22 protein-coding genes and 4 pseudogenes are annotated in these 25,314 nt (G+C 66.3%); 14 read left to right on the top strand and 12 right to left on the bottom strand.

The annotated features are described in order from the left end of the window. Positions 1–113: 113 nt before the first annotated feature. Together FHR33_RS48530 and FHR33_RS48525 are read right to left on the bottom strand one after the other, a co-directional pair. Positions 114–3,281 carry a hypothetical protein gene (locus FHR33_RS48530; RefSeq protein WP_183663023.1) on the bottom strand — a complete coding sequence of 1,056 codons (3,168 nt, stop codon included), beginning with the start codon at positions 3,279–3,281 and terminating at the stop codon, positions 114–116. Further along, positions 3,274–3,582: a hypothetical protein gene (locus tag FHR33_RS48525; RefSeq protein WP_183663020.1), complete on the bottom strand. Its 309-nt coding sequence runs from the start codon at positions 3,580–3,582 to the stop codon at positions 3,274–3,276. Before FHR33_RS48525 ends, FHR33_RS48530 begins: the two co-directional genes overlap by 8 nt. A 260-nt stretch (positions 3,583–3,842) precedes the next feature. Here FHR33_RS48525 and FHR33_RS48520 point away from each other — a divergent pair. After that, positions 3,843–3,941 (top strand): annotated as a pseudogene (locus FHR33_RS48520) (IS5/IS1182 family transposase); the annotation flags it as partial. 81 nt (positions 3,942–4,022) lie between these two features. On the opposite strand, the pseudogene FHR33_RS48515 reads toward FHR33_RS48520, so the two are convergent. From FHR33_RS48515 to FHR33_RS48495, 5 genes and pseudogenes are all read right to left on the bottom strand, one after another. Further along, a pseudogene (locus tag FHR33_RS48515) lies at positions 4,023–4,263 on the bottom strand (transposase family protein); the annotation flags it as partial. 155 nt (positions 4,264–4,418) lie between these two features. After that, positions 4,419–4,709, bottom strand: a complete 291-nt coding sequence (locus FHR33_RS53640) for a LysE family transporter (RefSeq protein ID WP_376773338.1) — start codon at positions 4,707–4,709, stop codon at positions 4,419–4,421. Between the two features lie 20 nt (positions 4,710–4,729). Then, a protein-coding gene (locus FHR33_RS48505; protein WP_183663014.1) for an IS5 family transposase occupies positions 4,730–5,571 on the bottom strand; the annotation gives its coding sequence in 2 pieces (ribosomal slippage) (positions 4,730–5,184 and positions 5,184–5,571; 843 coding nt in all). 11 nt (positions 5,572–5,582) lie between these two features. Then, positions 5,583–5,948, bottom strand: coding sequence for a LysE family translocator (locus tag FHR33_RS48500; protein WP_183663011.1), 366 nt, complete (start codon positions 5,946–5,948; stop codon positions 5,583–5,585). A gap of 423 nt (positions 5,949–6,371) precedes the next feature. Further along, positions 6,372–7,565: an ISAs1 family transposase gene (locus tag FHR33_RS48495; protein ID WP_221242735.1), complete on the bottom strand. Its 1,194-nt coding sequence runs from the start codon at positions 7,563–7,565 to the stop codon at positions 6,372–6,374. A 1,174-nt stretch (positions 7,566–8,739) separates the two neighbouring features. Between FHR33_RS48495 and FHR33_RS48485 the strand changes: the two are divergent. Next, positions 8,740–10,307: pseudogene (locus FHR33_RS48485) on the top strand (Tn3 family transposase); the annotation flags it as partial. Positions 10,308–10,657: 350 nt separating this feature from the next. On the opposite strand, the gene FHR33_RS48475 reads toward FHR33_RS48485, so the two are convergent. Both FHR33_RS48475 and FHR33_RS48470 read right to left on the bottom strand, forming a co-directional pair. Further along, positions 10,658–11,383: an MBL fold metallo-hydrolase gene (locus FHR33_RS48475; protein WP_183662999.1), complete on the bottom strand. Its 726-nt coding sequence runs from the start codon at positions 11,381–11,383 to the stop codon at positions 10,658–10,660. Between the two features lie 2,141 nt (positions 11,384–13,524). After that, on the bottom strand, positions 13,525–14,298 hold the full coding sequence (locus FHR33_RS48470; protein ID WP_183662988.1) for a hypothetical protein: 774 nt from the start codon (positions 14,296–14,298) through the stop codon (positions 13,525–13,527). Between the two features lie 24 nt (positions 14,299–14,322). Here FHR33_RS48470 and FHR33_RS48465 point away from each other — a divergent pair, with 24 nt between their 5' ends. The 10 genes from FHR33_RS48465 to FHR33_RS48425 all read left to right on the top strand — a co-directional run bounded on the left by FHR33_RS48465 (position 14,323) and on the right by FHR33_RS48425 (position 20,944). Further along, complete coding sequence (locus FHR33_RS48465) at positions 14,323–14,724, top strand: hypothetical protein (RefSeq protein WP_183662986.1); 402 nt, start codon at positions 14,323–14,325, stop codon at positions 14,722–14,724. Then, positions 14,658–15,143 (top strand): MFS transporter, encoded by a 486-nt coding sequence (locus FHR33_RS48460; RefSeq protein WP_312896118.1) that lies wholly within the window; start codon positions 14,658–14,660, stop codon positions 15,141–15,143. The genes FHR33_RS48465 and FHR33_RS48460 overlap by 67 nt, the downstream gene beginning before the upstream one ends. Positions 15,144–15,189: 46 nt before the next feature. After that, the gene (locus FHR33_RS48455) at positions 15,190–15,444 is read left to right on the top strand and encodes a hypothetical protein (protein ID WP_183662980.1); all 255 of its coding nucleotides are present in this window, start codon (positions 15,190–15,192) and stop codon (positions 15,442–15,444) included. A 146-nt stretch (positions 15,445–15,590) separates the two neighbouring features. Then, positions 15,591–16,682, top strand: coding sequence for a FecCD family ABC transporter permease (locus tag FHR33_RS48450; protein ID WP_376773333.1), 1,092 nt, complete (start codon positions 15,591–15,593; stop codon positions 16,680–16,682). A gap of 2 nt (positions 16,683–16,684) precedes the next feature. Next, on the top strand, positions 16,685–17,479 hold the full coding sequence (locus FHR33_RS48445) for an ABC transporter ATP-binding protein (protein ID WP_183662974.1): 795 nt from the start codon (positions 16,685–16,687) through the stop codon (positions 17,477–17,479). After that, positions 17,476–18,453 carry an ABC transporter substrate-binding protein gene (locus tag FHR33_RS48440; protein WP_183662971.1) on the top strand — a complete coding sequence of 326 codons (978 nt, stop codon included), beginning with the start codon at positions 17,476–17,478 and terminating at the stop codon, positions 18,451–18,453. Before FHR33_RS48445 ends, FHR33_RS48440 begins: the two co-directional genes overlap by 4 nt. Then, complete coding sequence (locus FHR33_RS48435) at positions 18,450–19,634, top strand: MFS transporter (protein ID WP_183662967.1); 1,185 nt, start codon at positions 18,450–18,452, stop codon at positions 19,632–19,634. Before FHR33_RS48440 ends, FHR33_RS48435 begins: the two co-directional genes overlap by 4 nt. 58 nt (positions 19,635–19,692) lie before the next feature. Further along, positions 19,693–19,818, top strand: a complete 126-nt coding sequence (locus FHR33_RS52335) for a hypothetical protein (protein ID WP_281388596.1) — start codon at positions 19,693–19,695, stop codon at positions 19,816–19,818. 232 nt (positions 19,819–20,050) lie between these two features. Further along, positions 20,051–20,410 (top strand): hypothetical protein, encoded by a 360-nt coding sequence (locus FHR33_RS48430; protein ID WP_183662964.1) that lies wholly within the window; start codon positions 20,051–20,053, stop codon positions 20,408–20,410. A 228-nt stretch (positions 20,411–20,638) separates the two neighbouring features. After that, positions 20,639–20,944, top strand: a complete 306-nt coding sequence (locus FHR33_RS48425) for an MFS transporter (protein ID WP_221242734.1) — start codon at positions 20,639–20,641, stop codon at positions 20,942–20,944. A 1,248-nt stretch (positions 20,945–22,192) separates the two neighbouring features. Here the strand turns inward: FHR33_RS48425 and FHR33_RS48420 are convergent. Both FHR33_RS48420 and FHR33_RS48415 read right to left on the bottom strand, forming a co-directional pair. Continuing rightward, entirely contained in the window at positions 22,193–22,333 is a 141-nt protein-coding gene (locus FHR33_RS48420) for a hypothetical protein (RefSeq protein ID WP_183662961.1), read from the bottom strand. Positions 22,334–22,437: 104 nt separating this feature from the next. Next, positions 22,438–22,794 carry a hypothetical protein gene (locus FHR33_RS48415; RefSeq protein WP_183662958.1) on the bottom strand — a complete coding sequence of 119 codons (357 nt, stop codon included), beginning with the start codon at positions 22,792–22,794 and terminating at the stop codon, positions 22,438–22,440. 299 nt (positions 22,795–23,093) lie between these two features. Here FHR33_RS48415 and FHR33_RS48410 point away from each other — a divergent pair, with 299 nt between their 5' ends. Both FHR33_RS48410 and FHR33_RS48405 read left to right on the top strand, forming a co-directional pair. Continuing rightward, positions 23,094–23,435, top strand: coding sequence for a histone-like nucleoid-structuring protein Lsr2 (locus FHR33_RS48410; protein WP_183662955.1), 342 nt, complete (start codon positions 23,094–23,096; stop codon positions 23,433–23,435). Between the two features lie 124 nt (positions 23,436–23,559). Beyond that, positions 23,560–23,889, top strand: a complete 330-nt coding sequence (locus FHR33_RS48405; protein WP_183662954.1) for a hypothetical protein — start codon at positions 23,560–23,562, stop codon at positions 23,887–23,889. Between the two features lie 4 nt (positions 23,890–23,893). Here the strand turns inward: FHR33_RS48405 and FHR33_RS48400 are convergent. After that, a pseudogene (locus FHR33_RS48400) lies at positions 23,894–25,179 on the bottom strand (IS701 family transposase). Positions 25,180–25,314 lie beyond the last annotated feature (135 nt).

The following is a 25,314-nucleotide window of genomic DNA, read 5'->3' as shown; positions in this document are numbered from 1 at the left end:
GTCGGGATGGGAACCCCGTGGCCACCAGGCTGGGCGTGTTCGGCTATCACCTCTCACATGACGGTGGGCCGGCCTCGAAGGGGCCGCCCCACCGTCGACGTGGTGATGACTGATCAGCTGCGCACCGGGGTGCGGACCCGGGTGGGCTCCCCGGTACGGCGCACGGCGGGTTCGGCGCTACTGCTGGTTTGCTTGGGCAACGGCGCGTCCTTCGACGTGCTGGAGCGCAACGTGGCTGCCCGCTGCTTCCCGACTCTGGCCCGATCCTGGACGGGCCTGCGTTCGTGGGGAGCGGGCACGGCCGGCCGACGGCCGGAGAGGTCGTCGAGGAAGCGGGACAGGGTGTCGCGAGGGATGTGGTAGCTCGTGGCTTGGCCGGGCCAGGCCGCGATGATCGTGTCGCCGCTGGGCTGAAGGCGCAGCCCGTCGACCTCGACGGGGCTCTGCAGGCTGGCTGCGAGCTTGGCCGTTGGCGCCTGGATGGTGCCTTCGTGCATCTCCAGGTTGAGGTTGACCAGCGTGGGCTGGGATTTCTCCCAGCTGAGGTGGAGGCGGGTTAAGTCGTCCTGGCCGGAGGCCGTGGGGCTCTGCCTGACGAGAAGTTCGGTGCGTAGCGCGTCGGGCGCGGGTTCGGTGCTGCACCGCCTCTGGGTTCGTGGCGGGCGGGAGGGGGCGGTGGTGAGCGTGTCGCGCACGCTCTGTGCGTCGATCAGGAAGCTCTCCACGGTCGGGCGGCGGATGGCGAAATCCACGGCGCGCCCTGCGTCGGTGCGCATCTCAAACAGGATCCACGCGCCTTCGGGTGAAGGAGCCATGCGAAGTCCGGCATCGGGCACGATGACCGGCTTGTCCAGCGCGGCTTGTAAGGCTTGCAGATCCTGGCCGAGATCAAGGACCGGCCCGTTGCGGATGGAGAGCTTGAGGTCATCGCCCTTCTCGGTCGGGTGGCTGATCAGCTGCCCTGTGTGGGAGCGCGATCCGTTGGAGGTGCGGACGAACACTTCGGCGTTCGCCGCCACCACCTGTCCGGGTTGCTGGGCGTCCTTGAGCTGCTGGTCGACCTCGTCGTGCAGCCGTTCGGCGCGTTGCTGGTCGCCTTCCTTGTCGTGGTGACGAAGTGCGGTGAGAAACTCCTGGATCGGCTTACGCTGCAGGAGGAAGGTTCGTGCCTGGCCCTGCTCAACAAACTCGAACTGCACCGTGGAGGACCTGGCCGGACGTATCCGCAGGCCCGCTGCGGGCAGGTCGCGCCCTTGCGTCAGACCGGCTTCCAGGTCGTCGATGGTCAGGCGCAGGAAGCGTTCTCCGACTTGCAGCTCGACGCGGTCGCCTCCCCGCCTTTCGCCGCTGAGCTGGGCGGGAAGCCTGAGCGGGCCCTCGGCGGTCTGCACCAGGGCGGTGGTCTTCTTGGAGAGCGTCTCCGATTGGTCCTTGGGCCGGGTCGGCAGGACTGCTGTCAGCCCGCGATTGCCGGTGAGCTGCGCGCGGTGGACGTGGGCACGGCGTGGCAGGCGGCTGGCGATGATCTCTTCCGCGCGAGGCTCCGGCCAGGGCAGGATGCCCGCGACGAGCAGGGTGGGCCGATAGTCCGACAGGTCCCGCGCGGCCAAGCGAGGACCGGCCTTCGGCGGGGTGTCCTTGCTGACAGGTTCGGTGCGGCCGGCCGCCTCGTATCCCTCATACTGAGGGACGATCTCCTCGCCGGGCGCGTACGGCTGCACGTGGCCGCCGTCGCGGGGCGCGAGCGGGTTGCGCACGATGGCGTAGATGATCTGGTGGGTGGGCGGCTGGCCCTCGCCAGGGGTGAGATAGCGCGGCCGCAGCCCCGTCAGGTCGTGCTCGCGGGCGGCGGCAACGCTGCCGGGCATGGGGGGCGGGGCGTCGGCCGGCGGCTGGCGGCGTTTGTCTCCGGGCTGCGGCCCCGCGGTGGCGAGCGAGACCAGCTCGTTCTTGACGGCCAGTTTGAATCGGCCAGGCGGCAGGGAGGTGAACTCCTGCATGGCCGCCGGGGTGAAGCGCAGTTCGAATTCACGCGTCGAGGGCAGGCTGGTGGCGACGGCCTGCTCGAAGTCGGCCAGCACTCTCGGCTCGGGTCGCGCAGGCCTACGGCTGGGAAGTGGGGCTAGCCCGTTGGTCCTGCGGTGGCTGGCGCTGTTGCCGATCACCGGCTTGATCACGGCGCCCGCCCGGACCATGCCAGCTGCGTTGTGCAGGGGCGCGGTGTAGGGCAGGGGCTTGTCGGCGCCGGTGGCCAGTTGGTGTTCAGCTGTTCGCTCCGCCAGCGCGGTCACTCGTTCGCGTACCGCCTCCTCGCTGAGCGGCGTGTCGCTGATGGCCAGTACCTGCACGGCGGGCCGGCCGGTGGGGGATTGGTCGGCGCCCAGCACGCGATACAGCACCCGCCCGGGTACTTGGGACTGGGTGCGCTGACGGACCAGGTCGCGGACCTCCGCGGCGGGCATCTCAGCGTCGACGATGCCCAGCAGGTGGATGGCGGGCCGGCCCACCGGCACCTCGGGGCGGCGACCTTGGGAGTAGGCCGTGCCGTCCGGCTTCTCGTTGGAGGCCCGGGCGGCAGGCCACGCGGAGGAGTTGTAGTGGTAGAGCAGGTCATGGGTGTCGCTCACATGCGCCCGAAACAGGTAGCCCTGGACGCCGGGAGCGTCGATCGTTTCCTGCAAGCCGTTCTTGGTCCGCTCCTCGAGGTCTTTGACCTTGGCCGTCGCCAGGTCGTTGATATCGCTGAGGATCTGTTCCTTTGTTTCGGTCGGCAGCGGCCGCAGCTCACCCCGCAGGGGCTGGCTGGTGGAGACGACGCTGATGCTCGCAGGGTTGAGCACGCTTCGCAGCTTGGCGTCGAACAGCCGCCGGCGATCACCGTCGATGTCCAGGGTGACGGTCGCGAAGTCGGCGGCGTGCCAGCGGCTGCCCAAGGTACGGGGGTCACCGGCGACCGGGCCTTGGCTGTCGGGCAGGTCGTAGACCAGACTCTGCACCCTCATGATCGCCTGGATGGCGTCATCGGTGGCCAGGCGGCCCAAGTCCTGCTGGCTGCCGGGTTCCCAGATCAGGTCACGGCGCGGCGTCCAGGTCAGGGTTGCTTTGGGCGCGGGACGATAGCTGCGGTCAGACTCCAACGCGGTGCCGCGGTTGAAGCTACGCGCGTCATCGTCGACCAGGCTTTGGTCCGGGGTGAGGTACAGGCCGGCTTGCTGGTCGGCCCAGCCTCGTTGCTGACTGCCATCGTCCGACCACGGAGATACCTGACGGTCTTCAGCCATCGCGGCTCCGGTCGGCTCCCAGGTCGCTGTCGCTGGCCTGGCTCAGCGGCATCCCCGCCAGCTCCTCCAGTTCGGCCAACGACACCGGAATGGCTTCCCTCCCGGCCACCTGAAGCACGTGCTCCCGCATCGCCTGGGCGAGAAACTGCGCCAGTTCGTCGGAGATGACGTAGGCGGTAGCTCCCTCGGCGGTGGTGATCAGCATCGGCTCGGCCGAGAAGCCCGCACCGGCAATCTCGTTGACCTGCTCGGCCAGCTCACCGGTGACGATCAGCGGTCGAGACTCCTCGTCGGGGATCATGCATCCCGTTATAGCGGTTTTGCGCCATGCGCCACCAGTCTTAACAATCCTTGTCAAGATTCCAGCTGGCGGCCGACGGGCATTGCTGGACTGCTCTGGCAGATCGGAGCTGGGGAAGGCTGACAAATATCGTTCATCGGCACTCCTGGCTGCCATACGGCGAGGGTGAGATGTGCCATGCCGATCGTCCTGGCGGACGCGGACGACAACCGAGGTGCGCGCGATCGAGTTCTCGTCTCAGTCCTTCGTCCGCTCCGGAGAAGAACTTGACCAAGCTGCGCTGCTGCCCGCATGGCGCGACCGCGCTCGTGCAGGCCATCCTCGTCCTCCAGCTCGTCGAAGACAGCCGTTACCCAGGACGAAAAGGGCTCAGGGCATCGATGCCGGCAAGAAGATCAAGGGCCGGAAGCGGCACATCGCCACGGAGACCCTGGGCCTGCGGTGGCCACAGAGACGCCGAACCCGGCGCCGGGCTCGGTGAGTGACTCGCCTTTGCGGAGGTAAACCAGGACCAGCAGGGCCTGCCGGGCGGGTTTGAGCCGCCGCCAGGTGGAGCCGATGGCCTTGCGGTGGCGGCGGATGAGGCCGGCCACGTAGTTCAGCGTTGAGCGATAAATTGACGGCTGCACGAGAGAAAGCAACAGAGCCCTGGTGATGACGGTGTTGATTGTGGTGATCCACCCGTCTACCAGGGATTCTCTAGGTCCTCAGGCGAACGCCGGCCTCTCGATCATGCTGTGATCAGCATCCTCCCCACCGAGGATAGAACAGCTCATTGCATCACCACTGACGGATGCAAAGCGCGAATCACGCGTCCAGAGAGTGCATGATCGTTCTCAGATCCCTCGGTCGGAGGCAGTCAGGAGTAGTCGCAGGCCAAGCGCGGCCAGGAATGCGGACGCGGCCCGGTCTACCCACTTCTTGCCTCGCGCGTAGAGCACTCGGATGCGCGAATGCGACAGGCCAAGCGATACGAGCGAGTACCACCCGGCCTCGACAACGAAGATGCTCAGCGGCAGAGCGATGTAGAGCCAGACAGGGGGAGAAGAGGGGAGCAAGGCAGCGAACACGCTTGCGTAGACGATCGCAGCCTTGGGGTTGCTCAGCTGGACGACGGCGCCACGAATAAGTGGTCCTAACAGAAAGATCAGCGGACAAGGCGTCGCCAGCAGATGATCGCGGCGGCAAGTGTCATGAACGCTTCGTGGATGTCGTCGCGGATCTCCCAGCGGATTCGCAGGCGGCGAAACCAGTGCAGGAGCGCGATCGTGCGTTCTACGACCCAGCGGTGGATGCCCAGGCCAGAGCCGTGCGGAGTGCCGCGGCGGGCGATGATGGGTTTGATGCCGGTGCGCCAGACCAGGCGGCGGTACTTGTCATGGTCGTAGCCGCGGTCGGCGTACAGGCAGTCGGGCCTCTTGCGGGGCCGCCCTACGCGACCCCGCACCGGCGGGATGGCCTTGATCAGCGGCATGAGCTGGGTGACGTCGTTGCGGTTGCCGCCGGTCAGAGACACGGCGAGGGGGATGCCGCCTCCGTCGGTGATGACGTGGTGTTTCGAGCCCGGCTTGGCGCGATCGACCGGGCTCGGCCCGGTTTTGGGCCGCCCTTGAGCGCCCGGACGTGGGAGCTGTCGACCACCGCCTTGGACCAGTCCAGCTGGCCGGCGGCGTGCAGCTCGGCCAGCAGCAGCTGGTGCAGCCTGTCCCACACGCCGGCCTGGTGCCAGTCGCGCAACCGACGCCAGCAGGTCATGCCCGAGCCGAAGCCGAGCTCCTGGGGCAGGAACTCCCACGGGATCGCGGTGTAGAGCACGAACAAGATGCCCTGCAGAGCAAGCCGATCGTCCAACCGTTTACGGCCGGGATGTCGATGACGCCGCTCTACCTTCGGCAGTAGAGGTTCGATCCGCTCCCACAGGCTGTCCGGCACAATCCACGGCAGTTGCTCGCCCTTCTTCACGCCGAGATCAACGATCAGCGATCCCATGGGACACGGCTCTAGATCATTTTGTTAGGACCTTTAATTGCCCAACGAGCGCTGGTGTGTGCTGATGCGTTCTCCAAGGTGAACGATTCTCGCGCGGACCGCCAGATCCGGAACGCGAGGTAGAGGAGGTAGCAGGCGCCAAGAACCTTCAAGATCGCGTAGAGCGGGTCGACGAGCGAAAACAGCGTGACGAGCCCGCCCAAGGCGAGGGAGGCGAAAAAGAGTCCGCCGAGGCCGATGCCGATCGCGACGCTCAGTGCCGTCCGGCGGGAGGCACTCATTGCCGTCTGCGCGACGACGATAAAGCTTGGACCAGGACTCGCAGCGCCGAGGAGCACCGCGCCGACGATGCCGACGTAGGCAATAAGGCCTGTCATCTAGTTTCCCTTCCTCTGTCCTGGAGTGGTGTCACGGACCAAGAACTTCGGGAAGCGCTCCCCGCAAGGTCCTCAGCTCCGCCAAGAGTACGAGGTCTCACCACCAAGATCGATACCGAAGGGCGAATCGGGTCCAGGCGGACGCTGTTTCGGTCGGACGGCATGGGATGAATCAGGCACGCCACGAGTCAAAGGAGCTTCTCCTAAGCATAATCTTCTATCCTGTGCAGCCGATGAAAAAGCTCGGTGAACGCCAAAATAGGTCGTATTCCTGCCATCGCCGTTTGGCTAGTACTCCTGCCGCACTTATCGATCTTTGAGGTGTCGTCGCTGGTAGTGGCTTTTTCGGGCGCGGGCTTGATGGCGTCGTCGCCAGCGTGACCAGTGCAGGATGTTGGGGCCGACTGCAAGGCCAAAGCATTCTCATGTTGTGAACCCGAGTAGCTGAAGCCCGTCGGCGGGGTGGCTGCGGTAGTGGTCGATGGCGGCGGCGACGTTGGTCCAGCCGATCAGGCGGGCCAGGCCGATGGCCAAGTTGCGCAGAGTCGCCAGGATCCGGGGTGCGGTGCCGCTCCGGACGCGGCAGGCGTCTTCCCGGTAGGTGACGTCGCGGATGTGGTGCAGGGCCTCGATGCTCCAATGGCCGCGGATGAGTGCGGCGAGCTGGGGATGGGTGATGCGCCCGGGTGAGAGGTCGGTGACGGCGTAGATGGTGACGATGGTGGTCTTGCCGGTGCGGTGGTCGGTACGGCGGCGTTTGACCTGGATCGCCTGGGCGGCATGGGTGAAGGGCAGGCCCGGGCGGACGGTGCAGAGCTTCATGCGGCGGATCTCGCGGCGGCCGTGCCCGGTCTCGTCGGTGCGGTCGTTGAGAATGGCCTCGCGCCAGGGCAGGGCCTTGAGACGGCGCAGGAGCGTGGGCTGGTTGCCCTTGACGATGAACAGGTAGTGGCCGCCGGCGGCGACGATCTGCCGGGCGTGGTCGTGCTGGGTGTGCAGGGCGTCGGCGGTGACCACCACGCCGGTCAGGTCCAGGTGGGACAGCAGGGGTGTGAATGCGGGGATCTCGTTGCTCTTGGCCTCGACCTGCCGCTGAGCTACGACGACCTGGGTGTCGTGGCGGGTGGCGGCCAGCAGATGGATGACACCGTCCGGGGTGCGGCTGCCGCGCAGGGTCTTGCCGTCCACGGCCAGGCCGGTGAGCGTCGTCCGGGTCGGGGGCCGGATGTCGATGGTGGAGTGCGGGCCGCAGTCGGCGAGCGCGGCCAGGTAGGTGCACGTCGCAGTGTCGAAGGCGTCGCCGTCCAGCCGGGAGAACAGCCGTCCCAGGGTACTGGCCGCCAGCCGCACGGTGCCGGGCAGGCCGGCCCGGGCGCGCAGCTCGGGGTCGTATCCGGCGATGAACCGGGCGATCTTGGCCAGGGAGGTTGCTCCGCCGAGCACGGCGAGCAGGGATAACGCCAGCAGGGGGCCGAGCCGGTAGCGGCGGCCCCGCCGGCTGCGCGGATCCGGGATGGTGTCCAGGAGCTCAGCGAGCGTGGGCAGGTCAGTCGGTGGGTCGGTGACGGTGACGTGCTCCAGGTGGCGGGAGAGCACGTCGATCGGGGATGATGGCACGCGAACGCGGCCCCTGTTCTTGATCGACTGGCGTAGACACCCAACGATCTTCAGGGGTCGCGTTTGCCATCTGCCCGCCGGGGTGCCCTCAACCGCCCGGCGTCATCGAGCCCGTGCGTGTCCCGTCAGACGAGAACGCTTCGGCCCTGTGCTGGAATGGCGTCGCCGAGCCGAACAAGCGCTGATCTGGTCAGCAGATCTAAGAAACAGCTCTTAACCCTCACGGCGATATCAGCTCGGGAGTCGCACGAATTCTACAGGCGAGTCCGGCGGCAGGGACCTGGGGCTCAGAACGACGGGTCAAGATAAGAGCCCCACCTGTAAGTACCGTCCAGCCTAGGGCGCCAATCCCTTGCTAGCTCCACAGTCGGCCAGCCCGCATTGTCGGGGTCCAGTGTGGTGGTGTGGTGGTAGAATCCCGAAAGCCCACCTGTGGGACTAAGGCAGTCTTTCATGGTGTACATCCCTGCCCCCAGAGAGAACTCCGGCTTCAGCGGATAGAGACCGTCGTATCTGACCTGCCCCCATTCATAGACACCATTCGCCAGGGAGACTCGGCGTTCCACACACGAAGGCGGATTCGCAGCGTTCGGGGTGGCGGCCAGGAACTGAGTCTTGGTGTTGTACGCCGTCTCAGCGGCGGCTGCCGCAGCCGGTGCCGTCATTGACGCCGTCAAGGCGAGCACCCCGCCGGTAAGGGCGACGCTGAGAGTACGGAGTTTCTGTCGCTTCATCATTGGCCATCGCTCTCTGCGGGCTATTGCCGCAATGTCCTTGCAGGTGTCTGGCTGCGATTCTATGGGCGTCTGACAGGTATACGAAAGAAGTGAATCGGCCACTCTTTGGCTGTTTTCGGCCATATTGAGTTCGCTGGAGTTTCTCTCGCCTCCCGGTCAGGGCCTGCGAGCAGGGCCTTTTCCTGTTTGCCGGATGGATCACGGTTATCCGAAGTGACTCGCTCTCCGTAGACAACAGCCCACTCAGGTCCTGCGCCGAAGAACTCAGTTCGCCATGTAGATGCCTGGCCGCAGGCTCGCCAGGTCGGGCACGCTACCGGTGACGCGGGCGACGTTGGTGAGCTCGCGCGAGGCGCAGAGGACGCTTGGCCCATGCTGGGGTCGAGGCGCAGGTGGGCCGTGCGGGGTGACCTCGAAGTGGGTGCCGCGGTAGTGGCGAGCAGCTGCGCTGCAAGGAGATCTGGGTGGTCGGCGCCGACCGGTGGCGCAACCCGGACGAAGACCTGCCCGCCGACTACGAGTCCCGCCGCGCCGAGCACTACCGCGAGCTGCGCAAACCCCTGGACCCCACCGAGTTCTGCGACAGTCTCCGGGAGGAGATGACCACCGCCCTGGCCGACCTCAACGACGCGCTGCCCTCCCTGGCCTGGGTGGAGATCAGCGACCGCAAGGCCCGGGGCGATCAAGCTGACCCCGATCGAGGCCGCCCCTGAGCCGCGCAACCTGCGCCGGATCAAGAATGAGGTGGCCAGACGGTGGAGCGCGGTCCCGCTGATCGACATCCTCAAGGAGGCGATCTTGCGCACCGGCTGCCTGGCCAAGGTGACCGCGGCGACCGGCAGCGGCCACATGAGCCCCGAAGTGCTCGCCGAACAGCTCATGCTGGTCATCTACGCCTACGGCACCAACTGCGGCATCCGGCAGGTGATCTCCGGCGCCCACGACCACAGCGAGGAGGACCTGCGCTACGTGCGCCGCCGCTACCTGACCCCGGAGGTGGCCCGCACCATCGCGGTCGAGATCGCCAACGCCACCTTCGCCGCCCGCGACGCCGGCATGTGGGGGCAGGGCTCGACCGCGGTCGCCTCCGACTCCACCCACTTCCGGGCGTGGGATCAGAACCTGTTCACCGAGTGGCACTCGCGCTACGGCGGTCGCGGGATCTTGGTGTACTGGCAAGTCGAACGCGGGTCGGTGGTCGTGCACTCCCAGACGCTGAAGGCGTCGGCCTCCGAGGTCGCCGCGATGGTGGAGCGCGCCATTCGGCAGGGCACCACCATGAGGGTCGAGGGCAACTACGTGGACTTGCACGGGGAGTCGGAGCCTGGCTTCGGGGTGACGCGACTTCTCAGCGTGGACTTGCTGCCGCGCATCAAGCAGATCAACCGGGTCAAGCTCTACCAGGTCGACTACGGTGACATGGCCCGCTATGCGAACCTGGCGCCGGCGATGACCCGGCCGATCCGATGGGACATCATCGCTAAGAATTACGACCAGGTCATCAAGTACGCCACCGCGGTCCGCACCCGCACCGCCTCCACCGAGGCCATCTTGTCGCGCTTCACCCGCACCGCCTCTCACCCCGGCCTATCAGGCGATGCTGGAGATCGGCCGTGCGGCGCGCACCCCCTTCGTGGCCCGGCACCTACGCGACCGCGATCTGCAGCGGGAGATTGAGGAAGGGCTGAACGTGGTTGAGGCGTGGAATCGCGCCAACGCGGTGATCTGCTACGGCCGCGGCGGCGAGATCTCCACCAACCGGCGCGTAGAGGTCGAGATGACGGCATTGTGCCTGCGCATCCTGCAGGCCGCCCTGGTCTACGTCAACACTCTGATGCTGCAGGACGTGCTCGCCGAACCCGAGTGGGCCGCCCTGCTCACCCCGGTCGACCGGCGCGGCCTGACCCCGCTGTTCTGGTTGCATGTGCGCCCCTACGGCGAGGTCCGCCTCGACCTGAACGCCCGGCTGAGCATCGGCGCCCTCGGCGCCCTCGGTGCGGGCTGACTCCGAGCATCGCGGGGTAGATGGGGGCCTCGTAGCAATCGCGGAAAATTCAACGAACCCATCTCTGGCCTGCGACTATTCGCCGGACCAGGGGCCCGGCGCGCGAACTGCGTGAGGCGATCATGGCGACCCAGGCGCGCCCGCACCGGACGGCCCGGCGTCTGCCGTTGCGGGGCGGTACCATCGGGTATTTTTACGGCCAAGGCGCACCGGCTTGCTTGACCACGATCGTTTGGGATCTTGGTGCGGTCGGTTAAACGGTTCGGCTTGGCGGTTGTAGGCGTGGTTCCTCCGACGTACGCCGAGCGCGGCCGCGTCCATGACCTGGCCGGCGGCTTCGGCCGGTTGTCTCAGCCGGAAACGATCAGGTCCCGCAGGGACTGCCGGGACCGTGGCGGGCTGTGGCTGTCGACGAACCAGTCGTAGCGCCCCTCCGGATACTCCGACATCAGCCGGTCGGCCAGGTCGGCGGCGTAGCCGTCGCCCGCCTGGCGCAGGTGGAGCGGAGGTGAGTAGAAGCAGTCGCCCAGTAGCAGCACGCCGGCGTCCGGGACGGCCACGATGGTCGAGTCCTCCGCGTGCTGCCCGCCGACGTGCCGCACTTCGATGCCACCTGGCAGGGTGAGGTCGTCGTCGAACTCGGTGTGCGGCGGCACCACCGTGAAGCCCTCCCAGGAGGGCATCGCCCATGCGCGTCCCCGGAAGCTGGGTCCGAGCCTGGGGTTGGCCTCGACCTCGGCGCGCAGGTAGTGGTGACTCCAGGGACGCTGGGCCTCGACTTCCAGGATGCGCGCGCCGTCGCGGTGGCCGATGATCTCTACCTCCGGCCAGGCGCACGCGCCCCAGACGTGGTCCCAGTGGTGGTGGGTGTAGATCAGGCGCCGGGCGGCGGGGAGCCCGGCCGCCTCGATGGCCGCCTGGATCCGGCGCGCGGTGGACGGGCTGTTGCCGGCGTCGACCACGACGCTGCCCGCGGGGTCGGAGATGACCGCGACGCCGCCCTGGATATTGTCGGGATCCTCGTCGTGTGGATACCACCAGACGCGGCCTGCCAACTGCCATAGAGCTTGACGCATCGGCTGAGCCTACACCGACCAGTGAAGGTATGCCTGGGACCGTTAAGGTCTCTGTGGCCTCACTGTCCCCTTGAGGACCTAAAGACCTCATGACCCGTATTTGGACGGCGGCGTTCCGGTCGGTTCCAGTCCACCCGTACGAATCGATGATGCTCATCCATGCGCCGCACGGCCTCGCGGGGTTCGGAGGTGAACAGCACGTCGCCGGCGGCGGTGAAGATCGCGGCCGACTCGCCCTTGGCCGAGCGGGTCAGCCGGTAGGGCTCGCGGCCGAAGACGGCCTACGAGCCCGCGTGGATGATTCGGGACGCCTACGGCTACCACGATTTCGACGACCGGGAGTCGTGGGAGGGACGGGTTCGGCAGAACGACCGGAAGGGAACCTTGTGGAGGGTTTCAGAGCCGAAGAAGTGTACGGCGTATGCGCGGTGTGCGAGCAGCCACAGCATCGTCACGTGCCGTGACCTTCTAGGAGCACGCGCTCGATCACGGGTCGCATCCCATTCCGCAAACGCTCCCCTTCTCCTTGCAAAGCTGCGCCATAGCATGGGAATGGTTTTCATTATTGATATGGAGTCGTGTGCTCACCGCCGCCGCGGGCCCTCCACGGCACCGCCCGCACCGCCACCGTCGCGCGGCTCCTCCCCGACCATCTCGGCGCGCTCGCCCTCCACCACGATTGAGCAAGGACACCGACGGACTCGTCCGGCGTACCCTCCGCGAGTCGACACGCGTGCTGGGCTTGGCCGACGTGCAGCGCGCCCACGGCTGCATCACCTGCACGACGCACGAGGACCTCGTCCCTCAGCTGGGCATGTTGGCAACCACATCACCGCTGGTGATCGTGGGTCCGCGGGATTCGGTGAACGCGCTCGATGCCAGAAGCCATCGACTGCGACGAAGCAACGGAGATCCCGCGCCACGCCCCAAGCCACGCCAGCCACATGAGCGAATTACCGGAGAAGGGCCCCTTCTGGTGCGCAAAGCATTGATTCCGCTGCTCATCACCGTCTTGGTGGTGTACTCGGCACAACAATTACTGACACCGCGTGACCCGAGTTGTGTGTTTCCCAGCTCATGTGAGGATGGCGCGACGAGCGGCCAGAGTGAGCATAGGTCTTACGCCTCTAGACCCGCTTCACTCTAAAGGACGTGAGCTTGTCGTTGAAGTCGCCCATGTCCGGCACTGTTATCAGCCAGGATCCCGGCCGTTGCCAAGCGCGGCTGGCTCCGCGATAACTCGGAAGGTCGTATGCCTCTAGGCGACTACACTCATATTGCGTCCTGGCAGACGACGCGACATTACTCCACAACCAGCCGATATCGGGGACTGCGTAGCCCGATGAATCACATGATCCATCATAGCCTACGAGCAACCACGAGGCTCCCTTATGATTGATGTGTTCATACAATTCAGCGAGGACCAGCGCCGCGCTAGGCATTACCAACGCCTCTTTATTGTCGGAACATTGGTGTGACACAATCTCAGATTCAGTTTGCCCTGGCTTAAGCTTCTTTAGAACAGTAACGCAATGCTTTCCGGTCTGAGGCTTTGGCGAGACAGGCGATAGGGCGTCGGCGGCGGTCGTCCCGGCGAACATCGTAGTCAAGAAGGCGCCGGCCATCGTTGCGTTTCGAATGGCCTTTCTCATTAAACATCCCTCTCTTGAGCGCATGTACGAGAATGTCATGAAACTTGATTTCATTATCGGCTTGTTGGCCGTGTGTTGTATCTAACCAATTTTATCAGGCAGGAGTTGAGATCCGAAAGTGGGATTATTGCCATTGAGGGCAGGTTTTCTGTCGTCGCGAATGCGCCCGGGCCCCGCCTTCCCGGAGTCCAGAGTGCCCCTGCCGGAGGCGTGCCGTAAGCCCAACCCCGTGCCTACATGCGCATGCGCTGATGAGCTTGGCCCCGTCGACTCCTGTAGTGCGTTCTGCAGCTCTGCGGCCCTGTCCTCTCGTCCGCGCCAGCCGACCGGCGTGTTGCGTGCCGGGCACAGAGCTCAAGCGGCGTGCGCCGGCGCGCGCCGAGCCGGCGGCGCGTGCGGCCCGGTAAGGGCCGCTTTAAGTTTGAGAAGAAAGTTCTCACAGCCTCCTGGGAAGCGGCCGAGATCACGCGCGGAGTTTGCGAGCGAGCCTTAACGGAGCGAACGCAGCAGCTCGCGGAATTTCTCGGTCTCCGGTTCAGCGGGGAAGCTACGTTCCAGTACGGCGTCCAGCTCCCCCGCGACCATGAGGAGAGAAGGAAGCGATTTCCGTCCGGCCATTGTCGCTTCGCGGCCCAAAGTGATGGCTTCTTCGAGATTTCCGCCACGTGCTGCCGCCACTCCAAGAGTAAGTTTGGCTTCAGCCATACGCATAGGAGCACGAACAGTTCCATCGGGTGCTACCGCACTCGCGATGACTTCGTTCGCGTGCATGACCGCGAGAGAGTCCTCGCCTGCCAACCGGTAAGCGTCCATAGCGTAGAAATCCCATTTGGCGGGATCAACGATGAAGTGATTGTCGGTCCGCTCCGGAACGGGAAAACCATCCAGAACCGCACGGCCACGCTCTAGAGTCTCGCGCAGCTTGCGGGAGTCTCCGGTTCGAGCCAGAGCTTTAGCCTCTTGGGCGATGAGCTGGACGACGACGGAGTGGTCACGGCTCGCGTCCTGTGCGGCACAGGCCGGTGCAATGACATCGCGGTATCGACCCTGTGTTAGGGCGAACCAGGCCGACATCTCATGCGACCACCCGATGATCTCGGTGTTGCCTGCTTCTTCGCCGAGTTTGTGAGCTGCAGCTCGGGTCACTTCTGCCGCAGTCCTGAGGCCCATGTCGTACTCCAGACACCCCACTAGCAGCGCCAGCCAGCCTGTGGCGGTAAGCAGTTCGCTGTGGGCCTTGAGGCCGACAGGCTTGCGCAACATATTGGCAACCCGCCGTAGCCACTCATGAGCCTCGTCCCGGTCCTGGCACCGCTCTCACGTGAGCTGAAGCTGACCGAGACCCAGCTGGGCCTGGTCATCACCGTCGCCGCCACCGCCCTGACCATCGCCAGCCTGCTGCGGGGACACGCCTTACGGAGGATCGGACTACGTCTGGTCCTGCTGTCGGGGCTCGGGCTTGCCACCACAGGGCTGGCCGGATTCGCGATCGTCGCCGCCATCGGTCTCGACGGCGCGATGCCCACGCCCGTCGTGTTCGCCCTGATGCTCGTCACCCGCAGTGTCCTCTTCGGCGCCGGAGTCGCCGCCCTGGCGGTCGCCGGCACGGCCGCCACGCCACCATGGAGGCCGAACGCACTCGTGCGACCGGTATGGTCGGCGCGGCGCAAGGCGTCTCCCTCGTCCTAGGTCCCGCCGGAGGCGGCGCACTGGCCGTGGTGTCGCTCATGCTCCCGCTCTACCTCGCCGCCGTCCTGTGCCTGCTCCTTTCCGTCTGGGTTCTGGCGACCGTACGCCCCCCGCACGCGAAGGCCTCGTCCGAACCCGGCGGCCCGCAGTTGCGCCCGTGGGACGCCCGGCTGTGGCCGCTCCTCGCGATCAGCTTCTGCCTCTACCTGTCCCTCGGCCTGGTCCAAGTGATCCTCGGCTTCCTGGTTGTCGACCGCCTTCATCTCGGGCCGCAGGAGACCGCCGGCGCAGTGGGCATCTCACTGTTCACCGCCGGGTTGATACTCGTCGCGGTGCAGGGCGGCGCGGTTCCGGCGCTCGGCTGGCCGGTCCTGCGCCTGCTCCGCGCCGGCATCCCCAGCGCTGCTCGCCCTCGCTGACAGCCTCTGGCTGATCTCCGCATCCTTCGGCCTGCTCGCCCTGGGGTTGGGCCTCGCGATCCCCGGCTTCACCGCCGCATCAACCCTCGTCGCCGAACCCACGCAACAGCGCTCGATCTCGGGCCTCGTGAACGCCACCATCGGCGCCACCTTCATCGTCGGCCCCCTCCTGGGCGCCGCCCTGTACGAGATCAGTCCCCTCATGCCCGTCCTCACCGCACTCTGGGCCGCCGTGGCCGCGCTCGTCCTGGCATGGGTGTCGCCCGCCGCACGACGTACCCGCATGGCGACGCTGCATTAGCGGCGTCAAGGACATCCGTGACGCGTGACCTGGCGAGATCGGTCTCGGCTGTGCCTGATATCCACCATGCTATGGTCACGAAAACCGTTATCGTTGTTGGGGGTGTCCGTAACTTGTCCGGCGCAGGGGGACCTCCGGTCCCGGACGTGCAGCAGCCATCCCGGATCGACGGCCAGAAAATCCCGAATCCCCCGGCGGGGGCAGCGGCGATCAACGTGCCGCTCCTTTGCGTGATCCTCACCGGCGTTCTTGTGGTGTCGGTCCTGCTGGCCATCGGGCTCGGCGCCGCCGCGGTGTCACCTGGAGAGACGCTCCGCTACCTGTGGGCGGCGCTGACCGGAGGCAGGATCACTGCCGACGAGGTGACGGCCTACCAGATCATCTGGCAGGTCCGGACTCCTCGTGTGCTCCTCGCCGTTCTGGTCGGGGCAGGACTGAGCGCCGTCGGCGTGGCGATCCAGGCGATGGTACGCAATGCGCTGGCCGACCCGTTCGTCCTCGGGGTGTCCTCGGGTGCTTCGGCGGGAGCGGTACTCGTCAGCGTCTTCGGCGCCATGGCAGCGATGGGGATCTACGCGGTGTCGGTCGGAGCCTTCCTGGGGGCGCTCCTGGTCTCGACGCTGGTCTATCTCGCCTCCCGCAACTCCGGAGGGTTGTCGCCGCTGCGGCTGGTGCTGACCGGGGTGGCCATGGCGTTCGGCTTCCAGGCCGTCATGAGCGTGATCGTCTACTTCGCCCCGGACGGCGAGGCCACCAGCATGATCCTGTTCTGGTCGATGGGCGGGTTCGGCGCGGCCTCCTGGGGCGCGCTGCCCGTGGTAGCCGTCGTGACGATCGTCTCGATCGTGCTGCTACACCGCCACGGCCGGATGCTGGACGTCCTCGCCCTGGGTGATGAGACCTCAGCGAGCCTGGGGGTGGACAGCGTACGGCTACGCCGCCGGCTGTTCGTACTCACCTCGCTCGCCACGGGCGCCATGGTGGCCGTCAGCGGGGCGATCGGCTTCGTCGGACTGGTCATGCCGCACCTGGTGCGCCTGTGGGTGGGCGCCGCGCATGTCCGCGTTCTCGCGATCGCTCCGCTGGTCGGCGCGATCTTCATGGTGTGGGCGGACCTCGTAGCCAGGACCCTGGTCGCGCCGCGTGAACTTCCCATCGGGGCGATCACCGCCCTGGTGGGCGTTCCGGTCTTCGTCATCCTGCTGCGCCGTCGCGGCTATCTGTTCGGGGGGCGCTGAGGATGAGCCTGCTGATCGATGACATCTCGGTATCCATCGACGGCGCGAGGCTGCTCCAAGGCCTGTCGATCACCGTAGAGCCCGGGCAGATCGTGGGGATGATCGGCCCCAACGGCTCGGGGAAGACGACCGCCCTGCGATGCGTGTACCGGGCGCAGCGCCCGACGACGGGCGCCGTCTGGATCGACGGCGCGGAGCTGACGGACATGCCGCTGCGCGACAGCGCCCGCATCGTCGCGGCGCTCACCCAGGAGGGCGGGGCGGACCTCGACTTCACCGTCCGAGAGGTCGTCGCGCTGGGCCGTACCCCGCACCTGTCGGGCAACCAGGCGCTCAGCGCACGCGAGCTGGAGCTGTGCCGCGACGCCATGGCACAGATGGAGGTGCTCCACCTGGCCGATCGGGGCGTGCTGTCGCTGTCCGGCGGCGAGCGACAGCGGGTGCTGATCGCCCGCGCCCTGGTTCAGGAGCCCCGGCTGCTGATCCTCGACGAGCCGACCAACCATCTGGACCTCCATCACCAGATCCGCCTGCTGTCGCTACTCAGGAGCTCCGGCCTCAGCGTGCTGATCACCCTGCACGATCTCAACCTCGCCGCGTCGGTATGCGACCGGTTGGCAGTGCTGTCCAAGGGCTGCCTCGTGGCGTTCGGCCCCCCGGACACCGTCCTCACCGAGTCCCTCCTCAGCGACGTTTTCGGCGTCGAGGCGCGAGTGGTCCCCCACCCGCTGACCAAAGTCCCCCAGGTGCTCTATGACCTGGGTTCAGTAACCCCCGTGAAAGGAACAACCCCGTGAACAGCCGCGTGACCGCCCCCTTCCTGGTAGCCGTCCTTCTGCTCAGCGGCTGCGGCGCGCAGGTGGAAGGCGCCGCCGCTGACAGGAAGGTCACGGTCAAGAGGTGCGGACAGGACGTCGAGTACACGACCCCACGCCGTGCCGTCGTCTATGAGGGCGGCAGCGCGGACAAGATGTTCGCCCTCGGCCTCACCCAGCACGTCCACGGGTACGTGATGCCACCCGCCAACCCGCCGGTCACCGAGTCGCCCTGGGCAGCGGAGTACGCCAAGGTCAAGTTCCTCAGCGACGACCTGCTCAACCGCGAACTGGTCGTCGAGGCCAAATCCGACTTCGTCGTCGCCGGCTGGCGCTCCGGCTTCAGCGACCAGCGCGGCATCACCCCGGCCATCCTGGACGACCTGAAGATCCAGAGCTTCATGCACGCCGAGTCGTGCTTCAACTATCCGGGCCATCCCGAGCGGGTCACGCCCTTCGAGGGCCTCTACACCGACCTCGAGCGGCTCGGGAAGATCTTCGGCGTAGAGGACCGGGCCGCGTCTGTGGTGGCCGACTACCGCAAGCGAGTCGAAGCCGTGAAGGCCCAGGCGCCCAAGGGCGACCCGGTTCCGGTCTTCCTGTACGACTCCGGCACCGACAAGCCCTTCACCGCCGGCGCCCAGGTGCCGCCCAACGAGATCATCCAGTTCGCGGGCGGCAGGAACGTCTTCTCCGGCCTCGACGCCCGCTGGAGCGAGGTGACCTGGGAGGCGGTCGTCCAGGCCAAGCCCGAGGTCATCGTCATCCTCGACTACGGCGACAAGCCCGCCGCCGAGAAGATCAAGTTCCTGAAGGAGTTCCCCACCACCAGCAAGCTGCCCGCGGTGGTGAACGACCGGTTCCACATCCTCGACTACAACGAGGGCATCAGCGGGCCCCGCATCGTCGACGGGCTCGAAGGCTTCGCCAAGTATCTGCGCGAGCTCCCCAAGTGATCAAAGACCTTCCCTTTCTACGGCTCTGGTGCGGCACCACCGCCTCCGGCCTGGCCACGTGGGCGCTGCCGTTCATCCTGGGGCTGGCCGTACTCGACGGCACGCTGACGGCGGCCGGACTCGGCATCGTCCTGGCCGCCAGAACGGTCGGCTTCCTCATCGCCGTGCCGGTGGGCGGCGTCCTGGCCGACCGCTACACCCGCCGAGCCGTCGTGCTGACGTCGGGGCTGGCCGCCGCGACCGCCAGCCCCCTCATCGCGTACGGCCTCGGCCGGTCCGTCGTGCTGATGAGCCTGGCGGCTGCGATCGCCGGGGCCGGTCAAGGCGCAGCTCGCCCCGCCTTGCAGGCGCTCACCGCCGAAATCGTGGACGAGGGGCGTCGCCAGCAGGCCAACGCCGCCATCACCCTGGCGGTTCGCGTCACCACGCTGGTGGCTCCCGCGATGACGGCACTGCTGGCGCTGGCGCTGGACATCTGGATGCTCCTGATCGGCACGGGAGTCCTCTGGCTCCTGGCCGCGCTGCTCCCCCCACGCGGCACCGGGACGACCAGCGCCTACAGCGGCGGGTTCTGGACGGAGTTCACCGAAGGGATCGGCGAGGCGCGCAGGCATCCGTGGTTCCTCGCCGGTCTGGGCGCCCTGGCGGCCGTCATCTTCACCGGCTACTCCGTCACCGGCGTGGCGCTCCCTCTGGCCAGCAGGGATCACTACTCGACGGAAGCCGTGCTGGCCGGGGCGATGACCGCCTACACCCTGGGTGCGCTGGCCGGTGCCGTCCTCATGGCCCGCTGGCGGCCGCGGGCTCAGGGGTGGGCGGCGCTCGCCGGATTGTCCCTGTACGGCCTCGTCCCCCTCAGCCTCCTGTCGCCGGTGCATCCGGTGGTGGTGCTGGTCGCGTACGCGCTCGCCGGGGTCGGGATCGAGCTGTTCAACGTGCCCTGGTTCACCGCCGCACAACGAGAGGTGCGACCCAGGCTCCTGGCACGTGTGTCGTCCCTGGACTTCCTGGTGTCGTACGGCTTTGCCCCCGTCGGGCTGGCCCTTCTCGCACCCGCGATCGATAACTTCGGCTGGAAGCCCGTCTTGGCGGTGTGCGCGGTCGTGTGCTTTTTGGGCCCGGCCGTCGCGGCCCTGGCCCCGAGTTCCCGACGGTTCTCCCGAAACGTAGTGACTCAGTAGACGCCTACGGCGCGCTGCTCAGCCACGGGTCCAGCACCTGCCGGGGCTGGTGCTGGGCATGGTCGCGCCGAGCGAGTGGGAGATCGTAGTGATCGACGACCGCCTGGTGGAGGGGTTGGACGCCGATGGCGATCCGGTCTATCCGGTTTGCCGCCGTGCCGCTGAGGCGATCCGCCTGGGGTAGGCCTTCGTGACCACCGCGGCGTTGCCCCTCCCCTTTACGGGACACTGTTGGCGAATTGAAAGACGAAGTGGGTCCGTGATCACGTGAGTGGTCACGGGTAACCCTCTGTGTTGAACTCGCTGAGCGAAGACGTTGTCGAGCAGCGCACCTTTAGATGTAACGCAGAGCAATCAGCAACAGCGTCGATCAAATGCTGCGATACAGCGATCGATGCATGAGTAGCCTCAAGCGCGTGGGAATCAACGTCGAGCTGCTCCGCCATGAACCTCCTGCTCGGCCCTTGGCCAAGGGCAAGCGCCAGGAGCGGCCGGTATTCACCGTCCTTGAGCAGGTGATCGACTGGGACGGGCTTTTGCCGCAGCTGCTCGGCCGGGTGTACAACTCCGGGCGCACCCCCACCATCGACCGCATCGACCCACATGGATACGTCATATTCGATGAAGCCCAGGTCCGTTCGCTTCTTGTCGAGCTTCCCCAGTTGGCCAAGGTCGCCCACGAGGAATCGGAGCAGCAGATGGTGCGCGAACTCCAGCGGCTTAGCACGGCTTGCTTGGCGACGCCGGGCCTTCAGCTGTGCTTTAACGGCGACTGATCGCTGAGGGCATCGAGGGCCAGGCGGCGGACGGACGGACCGTTTCCTCTGTGATCATGGGGCCGCTGCTTTTGATCTATACGGTGTCTTTACGGGGGCTGGGGCTCTGGACCGATCAGGTAGCGGTCCGCTGGTCGTGGTCGCGCAGCATACGCATGACCGTTGCCGGGGAGGGATGCCGGCCCTTCTTGGCGCCGCTGGTAATGACCAGCCGGGCCGCGATGCGCCGTGGGCACCGGCATGTTCGTCACGGCGGGGCTGGTCCTGCCGATCGCGGGCGACCTGGGCATCTCGCCGTCGGCCGCCGGCCAGCTCATGACCGTCTTCGCCCTGGCCTACGCCCTGCTCTCACCCGTACTGGCGGCGTTGACCGCGAAGCTGTCCAAGCGGGGGCTGCTGCTCATCGGCCTCGGCGTGCTCGCCGCAGGAAACGCGCTGACGGCGCTCTCGCCCACCTTCGGCCTCATGCTGGGCACCAGGGTGATCGCCGCGGCGGGCGCGGCGATGGTCACCTCTGTAGACGGGCCTGTCTAGAAAGGCGGAGTGAGAGTGGAACCCCAACGAGTCGTACCGGTTTTACTGAGATGCCAGTTGCAGGTGAGCTGCGCTGTGGCCCAGTTAGAATTGTCCGGGTCGAGGTATGCGTTATGCACATAGTAGCCGTGACTTGGCACAAGAACGTCAAGCCACGTATACCATCCTGCGCCTAGGTAGATACTGCGCCAGCAGGTGTTAGGAGTGTGCGACCATGAGTATGTCCCCGCTGCCAGATAGATTCGACGCTTCACAAGGGCATTGTCCAGACCCGCGTGCGGGTAAGCCCCGAGAAATTGAGACTTCGTGTTGTCCGCGACCGGAGCCGTTTTGACAGCGGCATTGGCGCTGCCGCTCGTGGTCGAAAGCGTCATCGCGACAGCAGCCACGGCGACACTGAGTATCTTTCTGGCTATCGAGCCCACGTTATTCTCTTTCTGCCCGCCGCCGGCATGCTCTGGTAAGCCGCCAGCGTACGATTCGGCTTTTCGTATCGGCTTGAGCAGCAGGAATCCCCGCTTTACGACGCCCTATTATCCAGCTCTGCCAACCCTTCGAAAAGTCGATTTTCTGCCAACCGCCGCTACATCACGGCCATTCGCTTTCATGCTGTTCGCTGAACCACACTGGCTCACGCCTGCAGGGGAGCCTCGCCACCCTCTGGATCACGGTAGCCATGGTGGCCGACCTGGACTCCAGGAGTGTCCGGACAGCAAAGCCGACGACTCTTCAACCGCAGATCCGGATCCGGGGCGGTTGTGGTCGGGCAGGCCGTCGCCCAGTGCCGGGCCCGGACTCGGCCGCACCAGCAGATGGTCGGCGGTATGACCCGCAGAAGGCTTCCCGACGGCCGATCAACCCGTACTGTCAGCGCACACTCTGCCAGTTGAAGCAAAGATGATCGAGACGCTCTACTGCCAACCTTCGTGGAGATCCGGCCACACCTGCGTATTGTGATCAGGCCTGCCTCGCGGAGGCGGGTTGATCCGCGAACGCGTCTCGAACCCGGCCGCCACTAGCTTGGACAGCTTTCCCGGTCTTTGGTCCTCTGGTGGCGCCTAGCTGGTTTCGTCTGATTCCCGCCAGTTCTCACCCTGGCCTGTCCCTTTGCGGTTCCGCCAGCTGTGCACCGCCGACGACGCTCCCACCCGGCCGGAGGAGTGCTGCCGTGGCCAGGCAGCCGAATGTGAGCAGTACCGCGGTGGCGACGGACCACCAGCATGATGGCCATCATCGGGAACGCGAACGTCAGGTGGATCGGCCGGCCACCGCGGCGTACACGTCGGCAGGCTGGCCGGCTATCGCGCAGGCGGTGAGCACGCAACCGGCCAGGATGCCCTCGAGCAGGCCGGTCGCGGTCAGGGCGGTAGACCGTGCGGCACGCGTCATCGCGTCCCTTGCCAGAAGGGGGCGCCGCCGGCCTCCGCGGGAGCAGCTTGGCGTCGGCCCATGGCGTTCTCCCCCATGGCCTGTAGATCGACAGTTCGGTCGCTCTAACCAGTCGGGGGAAGGCGGCGAGATGGCAGCGATGAGCAGGCGCGGACAGGGTGGGCGTCCGCCGCGTGGGCGAGTGCCTGGCCGGTCCACGCGTGCAGGAAGAAGAAGCCGTTGGCCATGGCCAGCAGGATCGGGCCGAGCTTGGCGACCCAGCGGTATATCAGCACGCTCAATTGCTGCTGGCGCCGGCGCCCCCGGTGCTTGAGGCCGTGCCGGGTGAGGGCCCGGTAGATCGTCGATTCATCGCACCGGGCTTCGCTGGCGATCTTCTCGACCGTCGCGCGATCGAGGAGATACCGGCGGATCAACCACCCGCGGCTCAATTGCGGGTTCGCGTTGGTGGCGCGCCTCATGTGGCCCTCTCTTGGTCGCCGGCTGTCTTGCTTCCGCTGTATTTGGCGGCCTGCGCCTTGTCGGAGGTGGGCAGCGCCCCTGCCATATGGCCACTGGTGGTCATGACGACTGCTCGAGCTTGTTAAAAGAAGCAGCGCACGAGAATGCTGAAGTCGTCTGCTCTCAAGCGCTCCTACCGGTATAGGGTTCGTGCAACACGCCGATGGCTGTCGAAGTCCGGATTACCGCTATGCCCGCACGGTATAGCGTTGGAGAAGCAGCTGAGCTGGTCTTAGCACACCGAATTGGGGGTCGATCAATGGCTAGGCAGATCGTAGAGACATTCATTGATGATCTTGATGGGACTGCTGCCGAGCGAACCACCAAGTTTGCTCTCGACGGCCAGAACTACGAGATCGACCTGTCGGGAGCCAACCGCGAGAAGCTGGAGAAAGCTCTCGCTCCCTACATCGTTAAGGCGCGGAAGGTCGTGCAGCAGCGCGGTGTTCGAGTCGGCCGCGGTGGCTCACGCGGCAGCGCTGCTATCAGCCGGGAGAAGACCGCTGAGATCCGCCAATGGGCCAAGGAACACGGCCTCCAGGTCAGCGAGCGTGGCCGTATCTCCGCTGCCGTGGTCGAGCAGTACGAGGCCGCTCACTAGGACAGACGCGAAGACCCCCTCTTCGGAGGAGGCTTTCGCGCTATGGAGAGTAGGCGAGGGCCAGGAGTGAACTGCCAATGAGGGCATCGATCATGTCCGCACCAGTCGCGCGAATGACTACGGCGTGACTGTCGTAGACAAGCTTGAAGACGCGGCTTGCTATGCCGGACTCGAGCTGTGGCTGCAGACGCCATGCAGAAATCACGTGCTGTGGGCCTATGACGCCGAGCATCTGGATTTCCTGGAGCGATATGTCCGCGCATTCATCCGTGAGCGGGAACCTAACCGCAACGGAAGCCTGGCCAGCCGACTTCCGGCATGGTTGAAGGACGCCAAGAACCGTGACCTGGTTCTTGCCCGCTGCGCCACCCTCCGTGTCCGCCTGCACCAGGCATCCCGCTACAAGGTGGACGTCGGTCAACGTCGGGTCACCGACAGCGACCTTATGCGTTGAACCGTCACCACCTACGACGAGTCCAGTCGCAGATGCTGATCATGTCTCTTGAGCGGCTTGTCGCCGGTAATGGCTGATCCGGGCCCGGGCCTGGTGGCGTCGTCGCCAGTAGGACCAGCCCAGCACATCTGCCAGGGTGGGAGCAGCGCCGGTTAACAGGCGAACGAGCAGGCGCCTGATCTCGCCGAGGGTCAGCGGAGTCAGTCCGGTATCGGGTTGCTGGTCCGCGCGTTCGGAGGCGGCTACCGCAGCGAGGAATGCGTGGACCAGCATGACCAGGATGGTCCATCGATGCCACGATCTCCAGCGGCGAACCTGATGCTCATCCAGACCGGTCAACCCTTTGCCGCTCTGGAAGGACTCCTCAATGGTCCACCTGCGGCCTGCCACCTTGACCAGCACGGCCAACGGCACCGCGGCGGGGGAGTAGCAGCGGTAGAAGGCCAGTTCGCTGGTCCGCCGGTTGCGGCGGATCAACAACCAGTGACGGCCCTGCCTTTCAGGGTCGATCCTGACGAAGGCCCAGTCGTAGAAGCGGTGGCCCTTGGCGCCTGCGCCGGCCGACAACCGCTGCCAGGCCCGATGCGGCAGTTGGAAGGTCACCTGGTCAGCTCTGCGCAGGCCCGCGCCGGTGGTGACGCGATGGCTGGAGGCCACCGCGAGCACGTAGCCCACCTGGCGCTCCTCCAGCTCCGTACGCAGGTGTGGGCTTTGCCCGTACACCTCGTCACCGGCCACCCAGCACGCACCGACCCCGGCATCCAACGCCCGCGCCACCATCCGGGTCGCCAGCTCACCCTTGGTCGCGAAAGACCGCCCATCCGGAACTCCCGCGGCTTGGCACCGCTCGGCGTCGGCCGTCCATGCCTGTGGCAGGTACAGCTCTCGATCGATGAAGGCGTGTCCGGCGTCGGTGGCGTAGGCGAGGAAGACCGCGACCTGGCTGTTTTCGATCCGCCCCGCCGTGCCGGTGTACTGGCGCTGCACCCCGACCGTGCCGCTGCCCTTCTTCAGGTCACCGGTCTCGACCACCAGCACCGCCCTGGCCTGCCCCAGGTGTCCCACGACATAGTCGCGCAGGTCATCACGGACGGCGTCGGTGTCCCAGACCGCCCGTGACAGCAGATGCTGCATCCCGTCCGGAGTGGCATCCCTGGCATGTTCGGCCAATGTCCAGCAGTTCTAGCGCGGTAGCTCCGCCAGCAGCCCGAGCAGCATGGCCCGGGCTCGTCGCCGTGGCTCGGCCCGGGAGAACCTGCCGGCGATCCGGCTCACGAGTTCATCGAACATCAACTGCCATCGCTGGGCGGCTACGCTACGGTCTGCGGCCACCGCACGATCTTCGTTTGTCAGCACAACAGTCGATGATCGCGGTGGCCGTTCGCATGTCTACATGCCTCCACCAGGAAGATCGTCGTCTACGGC

Origin of the sequence: Nonomuraea dietziae, assembly GCF_014195505.1 — a bacterium.
Taxonomy (GTDB): domain Bacteria; phylum Actinomycetota; class Actinomycetes; order Streptosporangiales; family Streptosporangiaceae; genus Nonomuraea; species Nonomuraea roseola.
This window is presented reverse-complemented; position numbering and strand designations above follow the sequence as displayed.

What these genes read in the sequence shown, in the direction of transcription:
- FHR33_RS48415 (WP_183662958.1), bottom strand. Translation starts at nt 22,794, where the DNA reads ATGAGGCGCGCCACCAACGCGAACCCGCAATTGAGCCGCGGGTGGTTG.
- FHR33_RS48460 (WP_312896118.1), top strand. Translation starts at nt 14,658, where the DNA reads ATGGAGGCCGAACGCACTCGTGCGACCGGTATGGTCGGCGCGGCGCAA.
- FHR33_RS48475 (WP_183662999.1), bottom strand. Translation starts at nt 11,383, where the DNA reads ATGCGTCAAGCTCTATGGCAGTTGGCAGGCCGCGTCTGGTGGTATCCA.
- FHR33_RS48500 (WP_183663011.1), bottom strand. Translation starts at nt 5,948, where the DNA reads ATGACAGGCCTTATTGCCTACGTCGGCATCGTCGGCGCGGTGCTCCTC.
- FHR33_RS52335 (WP_281388596.1), top strand. Translation starts at nt 19,693, where the DNA reads ATGGTCGCGCCGAGCGAGTGGGAGATCGTAGTGATCGACGACCGCCTG.
- FHR33_RS48465 (WP_183662986.1), top strand. Translation starts at nt 14,323, where the DNA reads ATGAGCCTCGTCCCGGTCCTGGCACCGCTCTCACGTGAGCTGAAGCTG.
- FHR33_RS48410 (WP_183662955.1), top strand. Translation starts at nt 23,094, where the DNA reads ATGGCTAGGCAGATCGTAGAGACATTCATTGATGATCTTGATGGGACT.
- FHR33_RS48530 (WP_183663023.1), bottom strand. Translation starts at nt 3,281, where the DNA reads ATGGCTGAAGACCGTCAGGTATCTCCGTGGTCGGACGATGGCAGTCAG.
- FHR33_RS48445 (WP_183662974.1), top strand. Translation starts at nt 16,685, where the DNA reads ATGAGCCTGCTGATCGATGACATCTCGGTATCCATCGACGGCGCGAGG.
- FHR33_RS48525 (WP_183663020.1), bottom strand. Translation starts at nt 3,582, where the DNA reads ATGATCCCCGACGAGGAGTCTCGACCGCTGATCGTCACCGGTGAGCTG.
- FHR33_RS48470 (WP_183662988.1), bottom strand. Translation starts at nt 14,298, where the DNA reads ATGTTGCGCAAGCCTGTCGGCCTCAAGGCCCACAGCGAACTGCTTACC.
- FHR33_RS48420 (WP_183662961.1), bottom strand. Translation starts at nt 22,333, where the DNA reads ATGACGCGTGCCGCACGGTCTACCGCCCTGACCGCGACCGGCCTGCTC.